17 protein-coding genes are annotated in these 16939 nt (G+C 69.2%); 1 reads left to right on the forward strand and 16 read right to left on the reverse strand.

From position 1 onward, the window contains the following. Window positions 1-41 precede the first annotated feature (41 nt). Window positions 42-1208, forward strand: a complete 1167-nt coding sequence (locus tag AC07O4_RS07385) for an acyl-CoA dehydrogenase family protein (protein ID WP_495304160.1) — start codon at window positions 42-44, stop codon at window positions 1206-1208. Here AC07O4_RS07385 and kdpE read toward each other — a convergent pair whose 3' ends face one another. From kdpE to soxA, 16 genes are all read right to left on the reverse strand, one after another. Next, a complete protein-coding gene (gene kdpE / locus AC07O4_RS07390) occupies window positions 1209-1910 on the reverse strand; it encodes a two-component system response regulator KdpE (protein WP_119553599.1) in 702 nt (233 codons plus the stop codon). It lies immediately after the preceding gene. Between the two features lie 8 nt (window positions 1911-1918). Further along, window positions 1919-4663, reverse strand: coding sequence for a DUF4118 domain-containing protein (locus tag AC07O4_RS07395; protein ID WP_495304162.1), 2745 nt, complete (start codon window positions 4661-4663; stop codon window positions 1919-1921). Window positions 4664-4674: 11 nt separating this feature from the next. Beyond that, the gene (locus tag AC07O4_RS07400) at window positions 4675-4809 is read right to left on the reverse strand and encodes a hypothetical protein (protein ID WP_276307467.1); all 135 of its coding nucleotides are present in this window, start codon (window positions 4807-4809) and stop codon (window positions 4675-4677) included. Beyond that, complete coding sequence (locus tag AC07O4_RS07405) at window positions 4799-5155, reverse strand: hypothetical protein (protein ID WP_062473825.1); 357 nt, start codon at window positions 5153-5155, stop codon at window positions 4799-4801. Before AC07O4_RS07405 ends, AC07O4_RS07400 begins: the two co-directional genes overlap by 11 nt. A gap of 13 nt (window positions 5156-5168) precedes the next feature. Then, complete coding sequence (gene kdpC / locus AC07O4_RS07410; protein ID WP_369630527.1) at window positions 5169-5762, reverse strand: potassium-transporting ATPase subunit KdpC; 594 nt, start codon at window positions 5760-5762, stop codon at window positions 5169-5171. Between the two features lie 13 nt (window positions 5763-5775). Next, the gene (gene kdpB / locus AC07O4_RS07415) at window positions 5776-7884 is read right to left on the reverse strand and encodes a potassium-transporting ATPase subunit KdpB (protein WP_495304163.1); all 2109 of its coding nucleotides are present in this window, start codon (window positions 7882-7884) and stop codon (window positions 5776-5778) included. A 13-nt stretch (window positions 7885-7897) separates the two neighbouring features. Then, window positions 7898-9697: a potassium-transporting ATPase subunit KdpA gene (kdpA, locus tag AC07O4_RS07420; RefSeq protein ID WP_495304164.1), complete on the reverse strand. Its 1800-nt coding sequence runs from the start codon at window positions 9695-9697 to the stop codon at window positions 7898-7900. A 1-nt stretch (window position 9698) separates the two neighbouring features. Next, a complete protein-coding gene (gene kdpF, locus AC07O4_RS07425) occupies window positions 9699-9797 on the reverse strand; it encodes a K(+)-transporting ATPase subunit F (protein WP_056576794.1) in 99 nt (32 codons plus the stop codon). Beyond that, entirely contained in the window at window positions 9794-9934 is a 141-nt protein-coding gene (locus tag AC07O4_RS07430) for a hypothetical protein (RefSeq protein WP_172438440.1), read from the reverse strand. The genes kdpF and AC07O4_RS07430 overlap by 4 nt, the downstream gene beginning before the upstream one ends. A 214-nt stretch (window positions 9935-10148) precedes the next feature. Then, the gene (locus AC07O4_RS07435; RefSeq protein WP_495304165.1) at window positions 10149-10799 is read right to left on the reverse strand and encodes a hypothetical protein; all 651 of its coding nucleotides are present in this window, start codon (window positions 10797-10799) and stop codon (window positions 10149-10151) included. Window positions 10800-10984: 185 nt separating this feature from the next. After that, window positions 10985-11332 (reverse strand): hypothetical protein, encoded by a 348-nt coding sequence (locus tag AC07O4_RS07440; protein WP_495304166.1) that lies wholly within the window; start codon window positions 11330-11332, stop codon window positions 10985-10987. A gap of 8 nt (window positions 11333-11340) precedes the next feature. Beyond that, window positions 11341-12336: a DUF3829 domain-containing protein gene (locus AC07O4_RS07445; RefSeq protein WP_495265128.1), complete on the reverse strand. Its 996-nt coding sequence runs from the start codon at window positions 12334-12336 to the stop codon at window positions 11341-11343. A gap of 184 nt (window positions 12337-12520) precedes the next feature. Then, window positions 12521-13636: a YeeE/YedE family protein gene (locus tag AC07O4_RS07450; RefSeq protein ID WP_495304167.1), complete on the reverse strand. Its 1116-nt coding sequence runs from the start codon at window positions 13634-13636 to the stop codon at window positions 12521-12523. Between the two features lie 42 nt (window positions 13637-13678). Continuing rightward, window positions 13679-15403, reverse strand: a complete 1725-nt coding sequence (soxB, locus tag AC07O4_RS07455; RefSeq protein ID WP_495304168.1) for a thiosulfohydrolase SoxB — start codon at window positions 15401-15403, stop codon at window positions 13679-13681. Window positions 15404-15422: 19 nt separating this feature from the next. Beyond that, the gene (soxX, locus tag AC07O4_RS07460) at window positions 15423-16076 is read right to left on the reverse strand and encodes a sulfur oxidation c-type cytochrome SoxX (RefSeq protein WP_492686923.1); all 654 of its coding nucleotides are present in this window, start codon (window positions 16074-16076) and stop codon (window positions 15423-15425) included. 12 nt (window positions 16077-16088) lie between these two features. Further along, window positions 16089-16892: a sulfur oxidation c-type cytochrome SoxA gene (gene soxA, locus AC07O4_RS07465; RefSeq protein WP_062473848.1), complete on the reverse strand. Its 804-nt coding sequence runs from the start codon at window positions 16890-16892 to the stop codon at window positions 16089-16091. Window positions 16893-16939: the final 47 nt, after the last annotated feature.

Genomic DNA, 16939 nt, shown 5'->3' on the forward strand with positions numbered 1-16939 from the left:
CCACTCGATCAGCTTTGCACAGACAACGACGGAGTACCTGAATGAATTTCGAACTCGACCCCGAACACCAGACGCTCAAGGAGCTTGTCGCCAGCTTCGTGCGCGAAGACCTGCTGCCGCTGGAACCGGCCCTGCTGAAGCGGGAGGCCGCCGGTGAACCTTGGGAGCTGTCGGCCGACGAGCACGCGCGGCTGGACACCGTGTCGAAGGCCCGGGGCCTGTGGGGCCTCGATGCGCCCGCCGAAATGGAGGGCCTCGACCTGCCGGTGGTGGCGATGGTCGGGGTGAACGAAGAATTCGGCAAGACCATCACGCCCTACGAGCTGCCCCCCGACTCGCCCAACCTGCGGATGCTGCTGACCGCCGCCAACGACGCACAGCGCGCCGCCTACCTGGCCCCTTACGCGCGCGGAGAGACGGTTTCGGCCATCGCCATTTCGGAGCCCGGCGCAGGCGCCGACCCTTCGGCCATGTCGACGCGCGCCGTGCGCGACGGCGACGACTGGGTTCTCAACGGCCGCAAGATCTGGATCAGCCGCGCCGCGCACGCGGACTGGACCATCGTCATGGCCGTCACGGACAAGACCAAGGTGGGGCGCCCAGCCATCTCGGCGTTCATCGTCGACCGCAACACCCCGGGCTTTCGCGTCGAGCGTCGCATCCCCATGATCGGCGGCGTCTCGACCTACGAGGTGCTGCTCGAAGACTGTCGCGTACCGCATGCACGCCTGCTCGGCCAGGAAGGCCAGGGGTTCGCGCCGATGCAGGCGCGCCTGTCGAGCCGGCGCCTGCAGATGGCTGCGTGGTGCGTGGGCCGCGCCCAGCGCGCGCTCGACATGATGTGCGAGTACGCACCGCAGCGCAGCACCTTCGGCGCCTCGCTCGCCGAACGCCAGACGGTGCAATGGTGGATTGCCGACGCGGCCACGCGCATTCACGCCTGTCGACTCATGACCTACGAAGCAGCCGCGCGCATCGATCGTGGCGACGAGGCGCGCAGCCAGGTCTCCATGGTCAAGGTGTTCGCCACGGAAATGGCGGGGAAAGTGATCGACCACGCGATGCAGATGTTCGGCGCCATGGGCATGACCAAGGAAATGCCACTGCATCAGATGGCCAACGAAGCGCGTCTGATGCGGATCTACGAAGGTCCGAGCGAAGTGCACCGCTGGGTCGTGGCGCGCGAACTGCTCGGCTTGAAACGCTGACTAGACGACCAGCCGGTATCCCACCGCCGTCTCCGTCAACAGATGCTTCGGCTGCGCCGGATCGGCCTCCAGCTTCTGCCGCAGATGCCCCATGTAGATGCGCAGGTAGTGGCTCTGGTCCGTGTGCGACGGGCCCCACACCTCGCGCAGCAGCTGCCGCTGCGTCAGCACGCGGCCGGCGTTGGCCACCAGCACCGACAGCAGCCGGTACTCGGTCGGCGTGAGGTGCACCTCGGCGCCGGCGCGGCGCACGATGCGAGCGGCGCGGTCCAGTTCGATCTCGCCGAAGCGGAACACGGCCTCTGCGGCCGGTTCATCGCCGTTGCCGCTCGCGGCACGTGGTCGGCGCAGGTTGGCGCGCACGCGGGCCAGCAGCTCACCGGTGCCGAAGGGCTTGGTGAGGTAGTCGTCGGCGCCGGCGTCGAGCGCGGCGATCTTGTCGGCTTCGTCGGTGCGGGCCGAGAGCACGATGATCGGCACCTGCGACCAGCCGCGCACATCGCGGATCAGCGACACGCCGTCGCCGTCGGGCAGGCCCAGGTCGAGCACCAGCAGATCGGGCTGGCGCGTGCCGGCGGCGGCAAGGCCGTCGCGCAAGGTGCCGGCCTCGTGCACCTGCCAGCCTTCGGCCTCGAGCGCGCCGCGCACGAAGCGACGGATCTGCGGCTCGTCTTCGATCACGATGGCGGTGGGGGATGGCATGGCGGGTTTCAGAGCTGGGCTTCAGCGGGTTCGGGTGGCTCGCGGCGCGGCAAGGTGACGGTGAATTCTGCACCGCCGTCGCGCGCATTCGCCGCGCTGATCTCGCCGCCGTGCGCGCTCACCACGGCGCGGCAGATGGCCAGGCCGAGGCCGACGCCGGGCGTGGCGGATTCGGCCTCGCCGCGCGTGAACTTGTCGAACAGGGTCTGCTCACGGCCGTGCAGCGCTGCGGGCAGGCCGGGGCCATGGTCGCGCACCGTGAGCACCAGCGTGCCGGGCTCGGCGCGTGCGCCCACCTCGATGGGCGCGGCGCCGTACTTGGCGGCGTTCTCCAGCAGGTTGACGAGCACGCGCTCGATGAGCACGGCGTCGAACTCGACCAGCGGCAGCTCCGGGTCCCACGCGGTCTGCACGGTCATGCCGCGCAGTGCGGGGCGTGCGGCGCGGATGGCGGCGCCCACCACCTCTTCGACCGATTGCCAGTCGCGCCGCAGGTTGACCGTGCCGCCGGCCACGCCGCTTTCGAGGCGCGCCATGTCGAGCAGGTTGCTGACCAGCGCATGCAGGGCATGGGCCTGCGCGACGATGGCGCGCGCGGCCTCGCCGTGTTCTTCGGGCGGCAGGGTCTGCAGCGACTCGGCCAATGCGATGAGCGCGGTGAGCGGCGTGCGCACGTCGTGCGAGATGGCGCCGAGCAGTGCGTTGCGCAGGCGCTCCGATTCCATCTCGACCACGGCGCGCTGCGCGACTTCGACGTAGTGCACGCGCTCCAGCGCGATGGCGATCTGGCGCGCCAGCGTGTCCAGCTGCTGCGCCTGCTCGGGAATGAGCAGCCAGCGCGGGCGGGCCGGGCACAGCGCGAGCACGCCGCGCACACGCATGGGTGCGCGCAGCGGCACGTAGTGCCAGGGCTGGGCGGCGAGCGTGGTGGTGGCCAGGCCGGCGGGCTGGCCGTGGCGGAAGGCCCAGTCGGCCACCTGCGCGTCGAAGCCGGGCGGCGGATCGGCGGGGGGCACGAGCTGGTCGGCCGCGTCGGTGACCAGCACGCGCGCATGGCCGCCGAAATGGGCCTGCACGGCGGCGGCGCCGAGCGCGACGACCTGGGTGCTTTCGAGTGCGGCCGAGAGTTCGCGCGTGAGCTCGAACAGCGAGCGCGCGCGGCGCTCGCGGCTGGTCGACACGCCGGCCGCGAAGCGCAGCCCGGCCGTGAGCTGGCCCACCAGCAGGCCGACGCCGAGCATCACGGCGAAGGTCAGCAGGTACTGCACGTCGCTGACCGCGAAGGACAGACGCGGTGCGACGAAGAAGTAGTCGAAGGCCGCCACGTTGAGCATGGCCGCGAGCGCCGAAGGCCCGCGCCCGAAGCGCATCGCCACACCCACCACGCCGAGCAGGAACAGCATGACGATGTTGGACAGCTCCAGCACGCCCGTGAGCGGCGTGCACAGCAGCGTGAGCGCAATGCTGGTGGCCGCGGCCCAGGCGTAGCCGGGCCAGCGCGACTGCGCGCGCTCATCGTCGTCGTCGGCCTGCGTGGCGACCAGCGTCGCCTGCGACAGGCGGCGCGCGCTGTCGGCGCGGCCCACTTCGAGGATGTCGAGCGCCGGCGCCCGCTGCGCCAGCGCGCGCGCCAGCGGCACCGCGGACGCACCCCACCAGCGCCGCCAGCCGCGCACGGGCTCCGCGCGCCCGATGACCAGCGTCGCGCAATTGAGGCGCCGCGCCTGCTCGGACAGTTGCTCCGCCACATCGGCGCCGGTGAGCACGGCCGTGGCCGCGCCCAGTTCCTCGGCGAGCTTGAGCACGGCGAGGATGCGGTCGCGCTGCGCGGCATCGAGGCGCTGCAGCCGCGGCGTCTCGACGTACGCGGCATGCCAGCGCACGTTGAGCTGGCCCGCGAGCCGCGCGGCGGTGCGCACGGTCTGCGCCGCGCCCTCGTGCGGGCCGACGCAGGCCAGGATCGCGCCCGAGGTGTTCCAGGCCTGCAGCGCCGCACCGCCCTGCCCGTTGCCGCCGGGGCCCGACTGTTCGACGCGCCAGCCGCGCACGTCGTCCTCGACATGCTCCGCGGTGCGGCGCAAGGCGATCTCGCGCAGCGCGATCAGGTTGCCCTTGCGGAAGAAGTTCTGCGCGGCGCGCTCGGCCTGCTGCGGCAGGTAGACCTTGCCGGCCGCGAGCCGCGCCGTGAGTTCGTCGGGCGTGACGTCGACCAGCACCACCTCGTCGGCCTCGTCGAGCACGGTGTCGGGCACGGTCTCGTGCACGCGCACGCCGGTGATGGCGCCCACGGTGCCGTTGAGGCTTTCCAGGTGTTGCACGTTGAGCGCCGACCACACCTCGATGCCCGCGGCCAGCAGCTCCTGCACGTCCTGCCAGCGCTTGGCGTGGCGCGAGCCGGGCGCGTTGGTGTGGGCCAGTTCGTCGACCAGCAGCACGGCGGGCTTGCGCGCCAGGGCGGCGTCCAAATCGAACTCGGCGAGCGTGCGGCCGCGATAAGGCAGCTCGCGCAGCGGCAGCGTGTCGAGCCCCGCGAGCAGCGCGGCGGTCTCGCTGCGGCCGTGGGTTTCGACCACGCCGATGAGCACGTCGCGCCCGGCCTCGCGCTCGCGCCGGGCGGCGCTGAGCATGGCCCAGGTCTTGCCCACGCCGGCGCTGGCGCCGAAGTAGATGCGCAGCTTGCCGCGCAGCGCGCGCGCCTCGTCACTGCGCAGTTGCGCGAGCAGGGCGTCGGGGTCGGGGCGGGTCTCGAGCATGGCTTCTCAGGTTATCGCATCGGCGGCCCGTTCTTGCGCCGCCGTTCATGCCGGCGTGCGGTGCGCGACAGCACCCACCAGGCGAAGCCCAGTGGCACGAACAGCGCCGCCATGGCCAGCAGCGCGTGCAGCAGGTCAGTGACCATGGCGCAGGCCGCAGCGCGCGAGGTGATCGCGCCAGCTCATGAGCCGGCCGATCTCGCCCGAAGGCACGCATTCGATGAGGCGGTGCAGCACCTCGGCATAGCGCGCGGTCGGAAAGCGGATCATCAGCCGCACGCAGGGCGCGTCGCTTTCCTGCGAGCTGCAGGCATGCAGCAGCGGCTCGCAGCGCACCACGCCGGCCTCGGCGCAGGCAGCGATGCTGCGGCGCACGCGCAGCGCGTCGGCGCAGCAGACGGTGACGTCGAGCACATGGAACTGCGTCGTGCGCGGCGCGATCGGACTTCGCACGACGGCGACAGGATGTTCACGGTAGGCGGCATAGGCCATGGTTGTTTTCTCCTCAACGCACCGTCGAAGAAGCATCGAGCGCCAGGTTCAGCGCCAGCACGTTGACGCGCGATTCACCCAGCACGCCCCACAGCGGCGACTGGGTGTTCTTCGCGATCAACGCGTTCACCTGATCGATCGGCACGCCGCGTTCGCGCGCCACGCGGGCGGCCTGGTAGTGGGCGGCGGCGGGGCTGATGTCGGGGTCGAGCCCGCTGGCCGAGGCCGTGACGAGGTCCACCGGCACCGGCGCGGTGTTGCCCGGATCGGCCGCGCGCAGCGCCTCGACGCGCGCCTTCACCGCATCGGCCAGCGCGGGGTTCAGCGGGCCCTGGTTGGAGCCGCCCGAGGCGCTCGCGTTGTAGGGCTGCGGCGCGGTGGCCGACGGGCGGCCCCAGAAGTGCTTCGGGTCGCTGAAGTTCTGGCCGATGAGCGCGGAGCCGACGGGCTTGCCATCGCGCATCACCAGGCTGCCCGCCGCCTGCGCGGGGAACAGCGCCTGCGCGGCGCCGGTGACGGCCGCCGGGTAGAGCAGGCCGGTGAATGCGCTCAGCAGTGCGAAGAGCACGAGCGCGGGGCGGACGATGCTGCTGTTGTTGTTTTTCATGGTGAAGAACTCCTCAGACCAGATGGACTGCAACCAGCAGCCAGTCGATCAACTTGATGCCGATGAAGGGAACGAGCAAACCGCCCAGGCCGTAGATGGCGAGGTTGCGGCGCAGCAGCGCGGCCGCGCCCACGGGCCGGTAGCGCACGCCCTTGAGCGCCAGCGGGATCAGGAACACGATGACGAGCGCGTTGAAGATCACCGCCGACAGGATGGCCGACGACGGGCTGGCCAGGCGCATCACGTTGAGCGCACCCAGCTGCGGGTAGGTCGACACGAAGATCGCCGGAATGATCGCGAAGTACTTCGCCACGTCGTTCGCGATCGAGAAGGTGGTGAGCGAGCCGCGCGTCATGAGCAGCGCCTTGCCGGTTTCCACCACCTCGAGCAACTTGGTCGGGTTGGAGTCGAGGTCGACCATGTTGCCGGCCTCCTTCGCGGCCTGCGTACCGCTGCCCATGGCCACGGCCACGTCGGCCTGCGCGAGCGCGGGGGCGTCGTTGGTGCCGTCGCCGGTCATCGCGACCAGCCGGCCTTCGGCCTGGTACTTGCGGATGAGCGCGAGCTTGTCCTCGGGCGTGGCCTCGGCCAGGAAGTCGTCGACGCCGGCCTCGGCCGCAATGGCGGCGGCCGTGAGCTTGTTGTCGCCCGTGATCATCACGGTCTTGATGCCCATGCGGCGCAGCTCGGCAAAGCGGTCGCGGATGCCGGTCTTGACGATGTCCTTGAGCTCGACCACGCCGAGCACGCGGTTGCCTTCGGCCACGGCCAGCGGCGTGCTGCCGCGGCGTGCCGTTTCTTCGGCGGCGCGCAGCATCTCGGCCGGCACGCTGCCGCCCAGCGATTCGACATGGCGGCGCACCGCATCGACCGCGCCCTTGCGCAGCACGATGGCGTCGACGTCCAGGCTGTTCGGCGCGGCCGGCAGGTCGACGCCGCTCATGCGGGTCTGCGCGGTGAAGGGCACGAAGCGCGCGCCTTCGACCGACGCCGCTTCGAGGCCGTCGCGGCGTGCCAGCTCGACGATGCTGCGGCCCTCGGGCGTTTCATCGGCCAGCGAGGCGAGCATGGCGGCGCGTGCGAGGCGGCCCTTGGGCACGCCGGGCGCAGGCAGGAAGGCGCTGGCCTGGCGGTTGCCGTGCGTGATGGTGCCGGTCTTGTCCAGCAGCAGCACGTCGACGTCGCCGGCCGCTTCCACCGCGCGGCCCGAGGTGGCGATCACGTTGGCCTGCATCATGCGGCTCATGCCGGCCACGCCCACGGCCGAGAGCAGGCCGCCGATGGTGGTCGGGATCAGGCACACGAGCAGCGCCACCAGCGCGGTGAGCGACACCACGGTGCCCGCGCCCGCGGCTTCCACGCTGAACACCGAGAACGGCAGCAGCGTGACGGTGACCATGAGGAACACGATGGTGAGCGCCACCAGCAGGATGGTCAGCGCGATCTCGTTCGGCGTCTTGTGGCGCTTGGCCGCCTCGACCATGCCGATCATGCGGTCCAGGAACGACTCGCCGGGGTTCACCGAGATGCGCACCACCAGCCAGTCGGACAGCACGCGGGTGCCGCCGGTGACGGCCGAGAAGTCGCCGCCCGACTCGCGCACCACGGGCGCCGATTCGCCGGTGATGGCGCTTTCGTCGACCGAGGCCACGCCTTCGATCACTTCGCCGTCGAGCGGGATCACGTCGCCGGCTTCGACCAGCACGACGTCGCCCTTGCGCAGGTTGGGCGCCTGCTCCGGCAGCCACGGCGCGCCGTGGTGCGGCTGTTGCTGGTCCTTCAGCTTCTTGGCCCAGGTGTCCTTGCGCAGGCCGCGCAGCGAGGCCGCCTGCGCCTTGCTGCGGCCTTCGGCCAGCGCTTCGGCGAAGTTGGCGAACAGCACGGTGAACCACAGCCACACGGTCACGGCCAGCACGAAGGCGGGCTTCATGCCGGTGTCGCCCGGAAAGCTCAGCGCATGCACCCAGAGCAGCGTCGTGAGGATGCTCCCGATGTAGACGATGAACATCACCGGGTTGCGCCACTGGGTGCGCGGGTTCAGCTTGGCGAAGGCGCCCCAGAGCGCGGGCTTGACCAGCGCTGCGTCGAACAGCGAGAGGGAAGTTTTGGTTTTGGCAGTCATGGTGCGCTCCTTCTTATTTCCAGAGCACGAGGTGTTCGACGATCGGGCCCAGGGCCAGTGCCGGCACGTAGTTGAGCAGGCCGACCAGCAGCACGGTGCCGATCAGCAGGAAGACGAACAGCGGGCCGTGCGTGGGCAGCGTGCCGCTGGTGACGGGCAGGCGCTTCTTGGCGGCCAGCGCGCCGGCAATGGCGAGCACCGGCACGATCATCGCGAAGCGACCGAGCCACATCGCCAGGCCGAGCAGGCCGTTGTAGAACGGTGTGTTGGCCGACAGGCCCGCGAAGGCACTGCCGTTGTTGTTGGCGGCCGAGGTCAGCGCATACAACACCTCGGAGAAGCCGTGCGCGCCGGGGTTGGCGATGCCGACCTTGCCCGCACCCGCGCTCACCGCCAGCGCCGTGCCCGCCAGCACCAACACGGGCGTGACCAGGATGGCGATGGAGATCAGCTTCATCTCGCGCACCTCGATCTTCTTGCCGAGGTACTCGGGCGTGCGACCGATCATCAGGCCTGCGATGAACACCGCGAGCATGGCGAACACCAGCATGCCGTACAGGCCGCTGCCGACGCCACCGAAGACGACCTCGCCCAGCTGCATCAGCACCATGGGGACCATGCCGCCGACGGGCGTGAGCGAGTCGTGCATGGCGTTCACCGCGCCGCACGAGGCGGCGGTGGTCACGGCGGCGAAGAGGGCCGAGGCATCGATGCCGAAGCGCACTTCCTTGCCTTCCATGTTGCCGCCGCTTTGCAGCGCGCTGGCCACCTGGTCCACGCCCAGCGGACCCAGCAGCGGGTTGCCGGCCTGCTCGGCGGGCGTGACGGCCAGCACCGCCACCACGAACAGCACCGTCATCGCCGCGAGCACGGCCCAGCCCTGGCGCAGGTCGCCGACCACGCGGCCGAAGGCGAAGCACAGCGCCGCGGGGATCAGGAAGATCGCCAGCATCTCCAGCAGGTTGCTGAACGCCGACGGGTTCTCGTAGGGGTGCGCCGAGTTGGCGTTGAAGAAGCCGCCGCCGTTGGTGCCGAGCATCTTGATCGCTTCCTGCGAAGCGACCGGGCCCATGGCGAGCGTCTGCGTTTGAGTGGTGGCGTCTTCCATCACGGGCGCGCCCTTGTCGTCCTTCAACGGCTGGCCGTCGGGGCCGTTCTTCGGTTGCTGGAAGGCCGTGGCTTCGATCGTCTGCACGCTCTTGTAGGCGTCGAAGTTCTGGATCACGCCCTGCCCTGCCAGGCACAGCGCGAGCACGAACGAGATCGGCAGCAGCACCCACAGCGTGACGCGCGTCACGTCGGCCCAGAAGTTGCCGACCAGGCCCTTGCCGTCACCCCGGCGCGCGAAGCCGCGCACCAGTGCGAAGGCCACCGCGATGCCGGTGGCGGCGGACAGGAAGTTCTGCACCGCCAGGCCGAGCATCTGCGTGAGGTAGCTCATGGTCGACTCGCCGGCATAGCCCTGCCAGTTGGTGTTGGCGACGAAGCTCACCGCCGTGTTGAAGGCCGAGTCGGGCGACACCGCGCCCATGCCGGCCGGGTTGAACGGCAGCCCGCCCTGCAGGCGCTGCAGGGCATAGAGAAAGATCGCACCGATGGCGTTGAACGCCAGCAGCGCCAGCGCGTAGCGCAGCCAGTGCATCGACTGCTCGGGCTGCGTGCCCGCGAGCCGGTACAGCGGCGCTTCGACGCGCTGCATCCAGCGCGGCACGCGCTCGGCGCACAGCGCGGCCAGCAGCTTGCCCAGCGGCCAGGCCAGCACCAGCAGCGCGCCGAGAAAAAGGGTCAGCAAGACCCAGGCCGAGGTTTCCATGTCAGAACTCCTCGGCGCAGATCAGCGCGAACACCAGGTACGCGAACAGGACCACGGCGACCAGCGCGCCGAAGCCGTACAGGACTTCGAGGCCGATCACGATGCATCCCCCGGCGTGCGTGTCGTATCAACGCCCGCGTGCGGCTTTTGGGGCCCTTCGAGCCGGTTCAGCCCGACGACCATGGCCGCTACCACGACCCACAGCGCCAGCAAGGCGCCCATCCAGACGATGTCCATTCATCACTCCTGCAAACAAGATGAAAGGAGTCTCGGCAGGCGTGCGTAAAACCGGGGGAAAGAGTGGGTGGGGGGGCGTAAAGAAAGCGTAAAAACGCCGGCAACGCGGAGGGTGAGGCCGGCCTGGTGCGTCGCGTCGAATGCCTCGGCGAGCGCCAGCAAGGGAGCCGGGGCCATTCAAACAGCCGAGGCTGTTGCCGATGGCGCGGCCCTGTCAGTCCACCTGCCGGGGATACCCGATCTCGGCGATGTCATTTTCGAGCGACGCCATGTCGAGGTCGGGATTGAATCGCCGGACGAGCGCGTCGCTGAGCGGTTGGTGCCGATAGATCGCCTCGACATCGCCCAGGTCGAGGTCGCGTTCGTAGTAGTCAGCCGCGAATTCGACGTACTGCGCGGGCCGCCCGGCGAGGATGCCAAGCAACTCGGCGGAGCCATCCGGATCCTCCCCCGGCGGAAGCTCGACCGGTCCGCAAGTCCAGCGTTCTTCATTGCTCAGGCGCCAGAGACAGAAGGTGCTGTCGCTGGTCGTGAACGCCGGCTCTTCCAGCAGGTTGGCGTGGAACTCCGCCGGCAGCCGCTCGAAGATTCCGGGCCATGGCGTCCCCGGCCGGAATGCCGGAGCCTCGTGCGCAAGCCCGTGGAGCGCGACGCCAGCCTGGCAGAAGACGGCAAACCAATGATCGCCCGAACCATTGCGCATCGATGCCATCGCCGCCTCATCCGACCACGCGGCGTTGAACGAGTAGTACCGGTACTCCCACTCCGGCGAGAGCATGGCGTCGAGCATTGCAAGAGACTGGGTCAGTCGCTTCAACGTCGGAATGTCTGGAAGCGCCTTCAGGTTTCTCGTCGAGAGGGTCATGCGGGGGCGAAGTTGGTGGGGATGAACGCACATGCTATCTGCCGATCGGGTCGGGTGCATGCCTGGTGCCCGGACGCTACAGCGCACAGATTCACTTCCGCTACACCCCGGACGGAGGTCCTGCCTATGACTTCTACGACCCGGTGGTCATGGACGTGATGCCCTGATTCGGGCGAGCGACAGGCTCAGTGCGCCATCCACCGCCCGTCGTCACGCCGGCTGAGGAAGTAGCCGGCGCGGGCGACGCGCGGGTCGTCGACTGATTTCTCGTTGACGATGTCCATCTCGGCGCGCGCGATCAGCCAGGTGCCGCCCTGCTTGCCGTTGGACCATTGGAAGCGGTGGAAGCGCGCGTCGGAGCCGATGTAGAAGGTGTGCTGCAGCGGCGACGCGCCGTAGTTGCGGAACGCGGTGACGGGAATCTGCTGCGTCTCGCGGGCGCTGCCGCATCCCGCCAACCCCGTCGCAACGAGAAGCGCCGCGACCGCCAGGGCCGCGACGCTGCCGCGCGAAAGACCCCGCGCGGTGCCCATGGCCCGGGTCAGCGGCCGAAGCCGCGGTTGTACGAACCCACGGCGGAGTTGTAGTAGCTCACGATGTTCTTGTACGTCGACGGGAACTTGCTGTCCTTGAACGTGCGCCATTGGCCGATCATGTTCAGCAGGCTGCCGTGCAGCGACTCGTAGTTGTAGTTGGGCGCCTTGCCTGCTTCCCCCTTGGCCTTGGCTGCGGCCTTGGCTTCTTCCAGCGCCTTGGAGAGTTCTTCCAGCGAAGCCTGCAACTCGCTGGCCGCCGCATCGACCTTGGCGACGGCGTCCTTGTTCTTCAGGCCGTCGATCTGGTCGAGGCCGTTGACGAACTTCTTGGCCACCGCCATCGAGGCCAGCGTGTGGTAGTTGAGCATGTCGCCCTCGGCCTTGAGCTTGGCCATGCGTTCGGTGCGCGACGCCTCCTGCACGCGGTCCAGCTCGCTGCCCAGCTTGTCGATGCTGGCCAGCAGGCCCTTGAAGCCGGCGTTCATGTCGGCGTCGGCCGCGCGGCCCTTGACCCACTTGTCTTCGAGAAAACTCTTGGACCGGTAGTACGGGTCCATCGGCGTCCAGACGGCGACGAGCTTCTCGCCCGTGGCCACCACACCGTCGACGGCCGCGTCGAGCGCCGCGTCGCCCGAGCCGTCGGCACGTGCCTTCTTCAGGTCGTCCACGATGGACTGCACATCGGAAGGGCTGCCATAGAACGAGTTCCCGCTCGGCGACTTGCCGTTCACGTTCATCTGCACGTAGCTCTTGTACTTGGCACCCACGCTGCGGTTGTCGTCGATGAGCCGGTTGTAGCCCTGGCTGTAGGTGGTGCGGGCCGCGGCCTGCACGCGGGCCGGGTCCTTGGCGGGCTGGGTCTTGCCCGATGCGGACGGCGATGGCGAGGCCGCCGCCGGCGTCGGCTTGTTGTCTTCCTTGCAGGCCGCGAGCACGGCGCAGAAGCAAAGGCTCAAGGCAAACAGGCGCGTGCGCGCCGATCGGTTGTTGTGCGCAGTCATGGCGCTCTCCCTCGGTTGTGGTTGTTCGGTGCCGCGCCCGTCGATGAAGGCCATCGTTCGCAGCGGCAACAGGTGCGGAAAATGATAGCCAGCACCACCGCGCCCGATCGTCGCGAACGCGCGAAAAACGCCCCGCGCACCGAACTAAATTGTGAGGATTCGCTTCAATGCGTGCCCTGGAAAGTCAGAGCGTGCGTTCGAGCTGCCAGGCTTGGTACTTCAGGCTTACCACCGCGCCGATGACGATGCCCGCGATGGCCGGCAGGCTCGCGATGCTCAGCGTCGACAGCGCACTCAGGCCCTGCCCGATGGTGCAGCCCATGGCCGTGACGCCGCCGATGCCCATGAGCACCGCGCCCGTCGCGTGGTGCGCGAGGTCGCCGGTGTTGGCGAAGCCTTCCCAGCGGAATTCGCGCGACCACAGCGCGTGCAGTGCGGCACCTGCCACCACGCCGGCCACCGACACGATGCCCAGCGTGAGCCGCTTGTTGGCGTCGCTGTAGAACATGAGCCAGTCGAGCGCGTAGGCCACCGGTGTGACGAAGCTCAAGGCTTCGGCACGGCCAGAGTTGGTGGCGAGGAACACGTGCTCGAGCGTGAGCGGATGCTCCTCGACCACCGCCCAGTGGCCGCTGAGCCACCATGCACCGACGACCAGCGCGCCGATCAGCATGCCGCCGACGAGGCTGCGCACGTCGCGCGTCTCGCGGCCCCATGCGGCCCACACGAGCAGCGCGCCGCCGAGCACGAGGCCGAGCGCGAGGCGCAGCGACGATGCGTTCAGTTGGAAAGACGCGGCCAGCACATCGGGCAGCGACGCGTTCATCGCCAGGTCGATGTGCACCGCATCGACGGTCGCGACGCGCAGCACCGCGGTGATGCCCTTCAGCGTGGCGAAGGCCGACACGCCCATGAGCACCAGCACCACCAGCGCCTTGAGGCTGCCGCCGCCCAGGCGCACCAGCGTCTTGTTGCCGCAGCCCGAAGACAGCACCATGCCGACGCCGAACAGCAGGCCGCCGACGAGCGCGGCGAGCCAGAGGATCTGGTGCGAGGCGTAGAGCGTGCGGTCGGCATCGACGAGCCCCGCGAACACGAGCGCCGAGAAGCCGATGAGCGCGACGCCGCCGGCCGCGGCCCACTGCTTCACGCGCGTCCAGTCGCCCAGCGCCACCACGTCGCTGATCGCGCCCATGGTGCAAAAGCGCGTGGCACGCGCGACGGCGCCGAACACCGCCGACAGCACGAAGGCCGCCACGAGCGCGAGCGTGGTGAGAAGGGAAAGCTGCGCGATGGACATGCCCCGATTCTAGGGAGCGACCCCGCGCGTGCGGGGCCCCATTCAGCCCAGGCCGGGGTTCGGCGCGATGTTCTTCAGCACGGGTTCGTCGAGCCGGCGCGTGGTCACCACCTTGCGCGACTTCAGCCACGGCTCGATGACCTCCCACACCGGCTTGTTGCCGGCGGTGCGCGCCTCTTCGCTCACCGGCGCCCAGCCCGCGACCTTGTAGCTGCGGCTGGCGTCGATGGGCTTGCCGCCCAGGCGCATGTCCTGGATGCGCTGGCCCATGGCGGCCGTCGGGTCGCAGGTGTACTGCAGCCCGCCCACGCGCACCATGTCGCCGCCCTGCTGGTAGTAGGGGTCGGGGTTGAAGAGGTTGTCGCAGACGTCTTCGAGCACGGTCTTGAGCGTCTCGCCGGTCATCTGCGTCACCGTCGCGTACGAGTAGGTGGTGGCCGTCATGTCCATCAGCCACTCGCGCGTGATCGCCTGGCCGGGCAGCAGCGAGGTGCCCCAGCGGAAGCCGGGCGAGAAGGCGATGGGCGCGTCCTGCACTTCCATGAGCGCGTCGAGCAGCAGCTGGTCGCCGGTGCCGTTGAAGTTGCCGCGCCGGTACAGCGCGCCGTCGGTGTGGGCCAGGGTTTCGGACAGCTTGGCTTCGTAGGGCGCGCGCACGCGGGTGATGAGCGCGTCCATCTCCTTGTCGGCCGGAATGAGGTCGGAGAACACGGGCAGCAGGCGGTAGCGGAAGTCGCTCACCTTCTTGCCCTTGACGTCGAAGTCGATCACGCCGAGGAACTTGCCGTTGGAGCCGCCGTTGACCACGATGGTCTTGCCGCCCCCGTTGCTCACCAGCGTGGGCATGGGCGTGCCGTCGTGCGTGTGGCCGCCCAGGATGGCGTCGATGCCGGTGACGCGGCTGGCCATCTTCAGGTCGACGTCCATGCCGTTGTGCGACAGCACCACCACCACCTGCGCGCCCTTGGCGCGCGCCTCGTTCACCACGCGCTGCAGGTTGTCGTCCTGGATGCCGAAGGTCCAGTCGGCCACCATGTAGCGCGGGTTGGCGATGGGCGTGTACGGAAAGGCCTGGCCGATGATGGCGCAGGGCACGCCGTTGATCTCGCGCATCACGTACGGCTTGAACACCGGGTCGCCGAAGTCGGCAGTCTTGACGTTCTGCGCCACGAACTCGACCTTGCCCGCAAAGTCCTTCTCGATGATCTGCTGCACCCGCGCCATGCCGTAGGTGAACTCCCAGTGCCCGGTCATCACGTCGACGCCGAGCAGCTTGCAGGCGTCGACCATGTCCTGCGCATCGGTCCACAGCGACGTGGCCGAGCCCTGCCAGGTGTCGCCGCCGTCGAGCAGCAGCGCGCCGGGACGGCTGGCCTTGAGCTGCTTGACCAGCGTGGCCAGGTGCGCGAAGCCGCCGACCTTGCCGTAGCGCTGCGCGGCCTTGTCGAAGTCGAGGTAGGTGAGCGCGTGCGCCATGCGCGTGCCGGGCTTCACGCCTGCGGCTTTCAGCAGGTGCTCGCCCACGAGGTGCGGCACCTTGCCGCGCATGTTTCCGACGCCGATGTTGACGCCCGGTTCACGGAAGTACAGCGGCTTGAGCTGCGCGTGGCAGTCGGTCATGTGCAGCATCGACACGTTGCCGAAGGCCGGCACGGTGTACATGCCGTCGAGGCCGGCGGCCATGCTGCTGCCGTGGCGACCCAGGCCCAGGCCGGCGACAGCGCCGGCACCGAGCATCTGGACGAACTCGCGCTTGGAAAGGTTCATGAAGAGAGAGGCCGGGCGTTCAGCGGTTGACGGGAGACTGGGGGTCGAGCAGCAAGCCCATCACGTCGCGGATCTGCTTCTCGTTGAGGATGCCGGAATGGCCGACGCGCGGCATGTTCGAGCAGGCGTTGTAGGCGCGCGCGTTCCACAGCTTGCCCCAGGTGTATTCGACGATGGGCTTGGACGCAGCGCTGGCCGGGTCGCTCACGCCGCGCAGCTTGCCGTAGTGGTACAGGCTCGGGCCGAGCGTGCCGAAGGAGATTTCTTCCTTCGACATCTGGTGGCAGTTGTAGCAATTGCCGCCGTTGGCCGCATTCGCGGCGTCGGTCCAGGTGAGGCCGCGGCCGTTCTGCGCGATCTTCTCGCCCTCGCGCCAGTCGCCGACGAACTTGCCGTCGGAGGGCCAGCGCACGGTCTTCATGTTGGCGGCCTCGATCTCCTTGGTGCGCTGCTCGTCCAGCGGCTTGCCGCTGGCGTCGGCCTCGCTGCACGCGAGGTTGGCCGGGTCTTGCACGAGGCGGTCGACCTTGGCGATGCCCTGGTCGCGGAAGGAGCGCTGCAGCGCGTCGGCGGTGAGCTTGTCGAGCTCGGCGGCGCTGTCGACGGACGCGCAGCCGAACACGGTGAGCGCGCAGGCCACGGCGGCCAGGCCGAAGAAATGATCGGATTTCATGGCGTGGCTCCTTCAGCGCTTGATGGCGGGCGCGGTGGTCTTGCCGCCCTTGCCGTTGACGCCCATGTACACGGCCAGCGCCACGGTCACGTCGCTGGCGTAGCCCGGGTACGGAAAGCGCTGCTGGCGGAAGCAGTCGTTGAGCCGGCGCTGCATGCCCCACAGCTCGCCCGACGACACGCGGTAGGCTGGCCAGGCGCCGAAGCCTTCGCCCGCGCCGGGGTTCTTCGTGAGGTTGGGAAGGTCTTGCAGGCGGATGCGCTTGCCGTCGGCGCCGTGGCAGGTCGCACACGCAAAGTCGTGCGGGCCGGCGCGCAGGAAGAACAGGCGCTTGCCCACTTCATAGGCGCGGCGTTCGCTGGCGTGCGACTGCGGCAGGTTCAGCGGCAGGCCTTTCGATTCGGCCGAGATCCACGCCACCAGCCCCTCGAGGTTCTTCTGCTCGCCCTGGCCGAACGGCGTCTTGGCGATGGCGGCGGCGTCGAAGCCCTGCAAGGTTTCCATGCAGGTGAGCAGGCGCGACTCCATGTCCTGCACGCGGCCGGTGTCGGGAAAGTAGCGCGGCAGTTCGGCGAACGCGCCCTTCACCACGCCCGGGCCCTTGCCGAGGTCGCACTTCTCCATCGATGCGGCCTTGGGACCGCGCTTCTGTTTCCAGAGGTCTTCGCCCTTGGCCTCGAACAGTTCGGCGGGGTTGCCGTCCTGCAGCAGCGCGCGGTATTCCGCGATGCCTTCGGCCGTGGTCTTCTGCGCCGCGGCGGGCAGTGCGATGCTGCCGGCCAGCACCAGCAGGCTCAGGCATGTGGTTGTCCTCATGGGGCCGCCTTTTTTTCTCGTGGGGAACACAACACGCGAGCGAGCGC

Source organism: Variovorax sp. GW821-FHT09D04 (assembly GCF_059416405.1).

Bases quoted from the DNA above. Each gene is read 5' to 3' on its own strand.
- AC07O4_RS07385 (WP_495304160.1), top strand. From the start codon at position 42: ATGAATTTCGAACTCGACCCCGAACACCAGACGCTCAAGGAGCTTGTC.
- kdpE (WP_119553599.1), bottom strand. From the start codon at position 1,910: ATGCCATCCCCCACCGCCATCGTGATCGAAGACGAGCCGCAGATCCGT.
- AC07O4_RS07395 (WP_495304162.1), bottom strand. From the start codon at position 4,663: ATGCTCGAGACCCGCCCCGACCCCGACGCCCTGCTCGCGCAACTGCGC.
- AC07O4_RS07400 (WP_276307467.1), bottom strand. From the start codon at position 4,809: ATGGTCACTGACCTGCTGCACGCGCTGCTGGCCATGGCGGCGCTGTTC.
- AC07O4_RS07405 (WP_062473825.1), bottom strand. From the start codon at position 5,155: ATGGCCTATGCCGCCTACCGTGAACATCCTGTCGCCGTCGTGCGAAGT.
- kdpC (WP_369630527.1), bottom strand. From the start codon at position 5,762: ATGAAAAACAACAACAGCAGCATCGTCCGCCCCGCGCTCGTGCTCTTC.
- kdpB (WP_495304163.1), bottom strand. From the start codon at position 7,884: ATGACTGCCAAAACCAAAACTTCCCTCTCGCTGTTCGACGCAGCGCTG.
- kdpA (WP_495304164.1), bottom strand. From the start codon at position 9,697: ATGGAAACCTCGGCCTGGGTCTTGCTGACCCTTTTTCTCGGCGCGCTG.
- AC07O4_RS07430 (WP_172438440.1), bottom strand. From the start codon at position 9,934: ATGGACATCGTCTGGATGGGCGCCTTGCTGGCGCTGTGGGTCGTGGTA.
- AC07O4_RS07435 (WP_495304165.1), bottom strand. From the start codon at position 10,799: ATGACCCTCTCGACGAGAAACCTGAAGGCGCTTCCAGACATTCCGACG.
- AC07O4_RS07440 (WP_495304166.1), bottom strand. From the start codon at position 11,332: ATGGGCACCGCGCGGGGTCTTTCGCGCGGCAGCGTCGCGGCCCTGGCG.
- AC07O4_RS07445 (WP_495265128.1), bottom strand. From the start codon at position 12,336: ATGACTGCGCACAACAACCGATCGGCGCGCACGCGCCTGTTTGCCTTG.
- AC07O4_RS07450 (WP_495304167.1), bottom strand. From the start codon at position 13,636: ATGTCCATCGCGCAGCTTTCCCTTCTCACCACGCTCGCGCTCGTGGCG.
- soxB (WP_495304168.1), bottom strand. From the start codon at position 15,403: ATGAACCTTTCCAAGCGCGAGTTCGTCCAGATGCTCGGTGCCGGCGCT.
- soxX (WP_492686923.1), bottom strand. From the start codon at position 16,076: ATGAAATCCGATCATTTCTTCGGCCTGGCCGCCGTGGCCTGCGCGCTC.
- soxA (WP_062473848.1), bottom strand. From the start codon at position 16,892: ATGAGGACAACCACATGCCTGAGCCTGCTGGTGCTGGCCGGCAGCATC.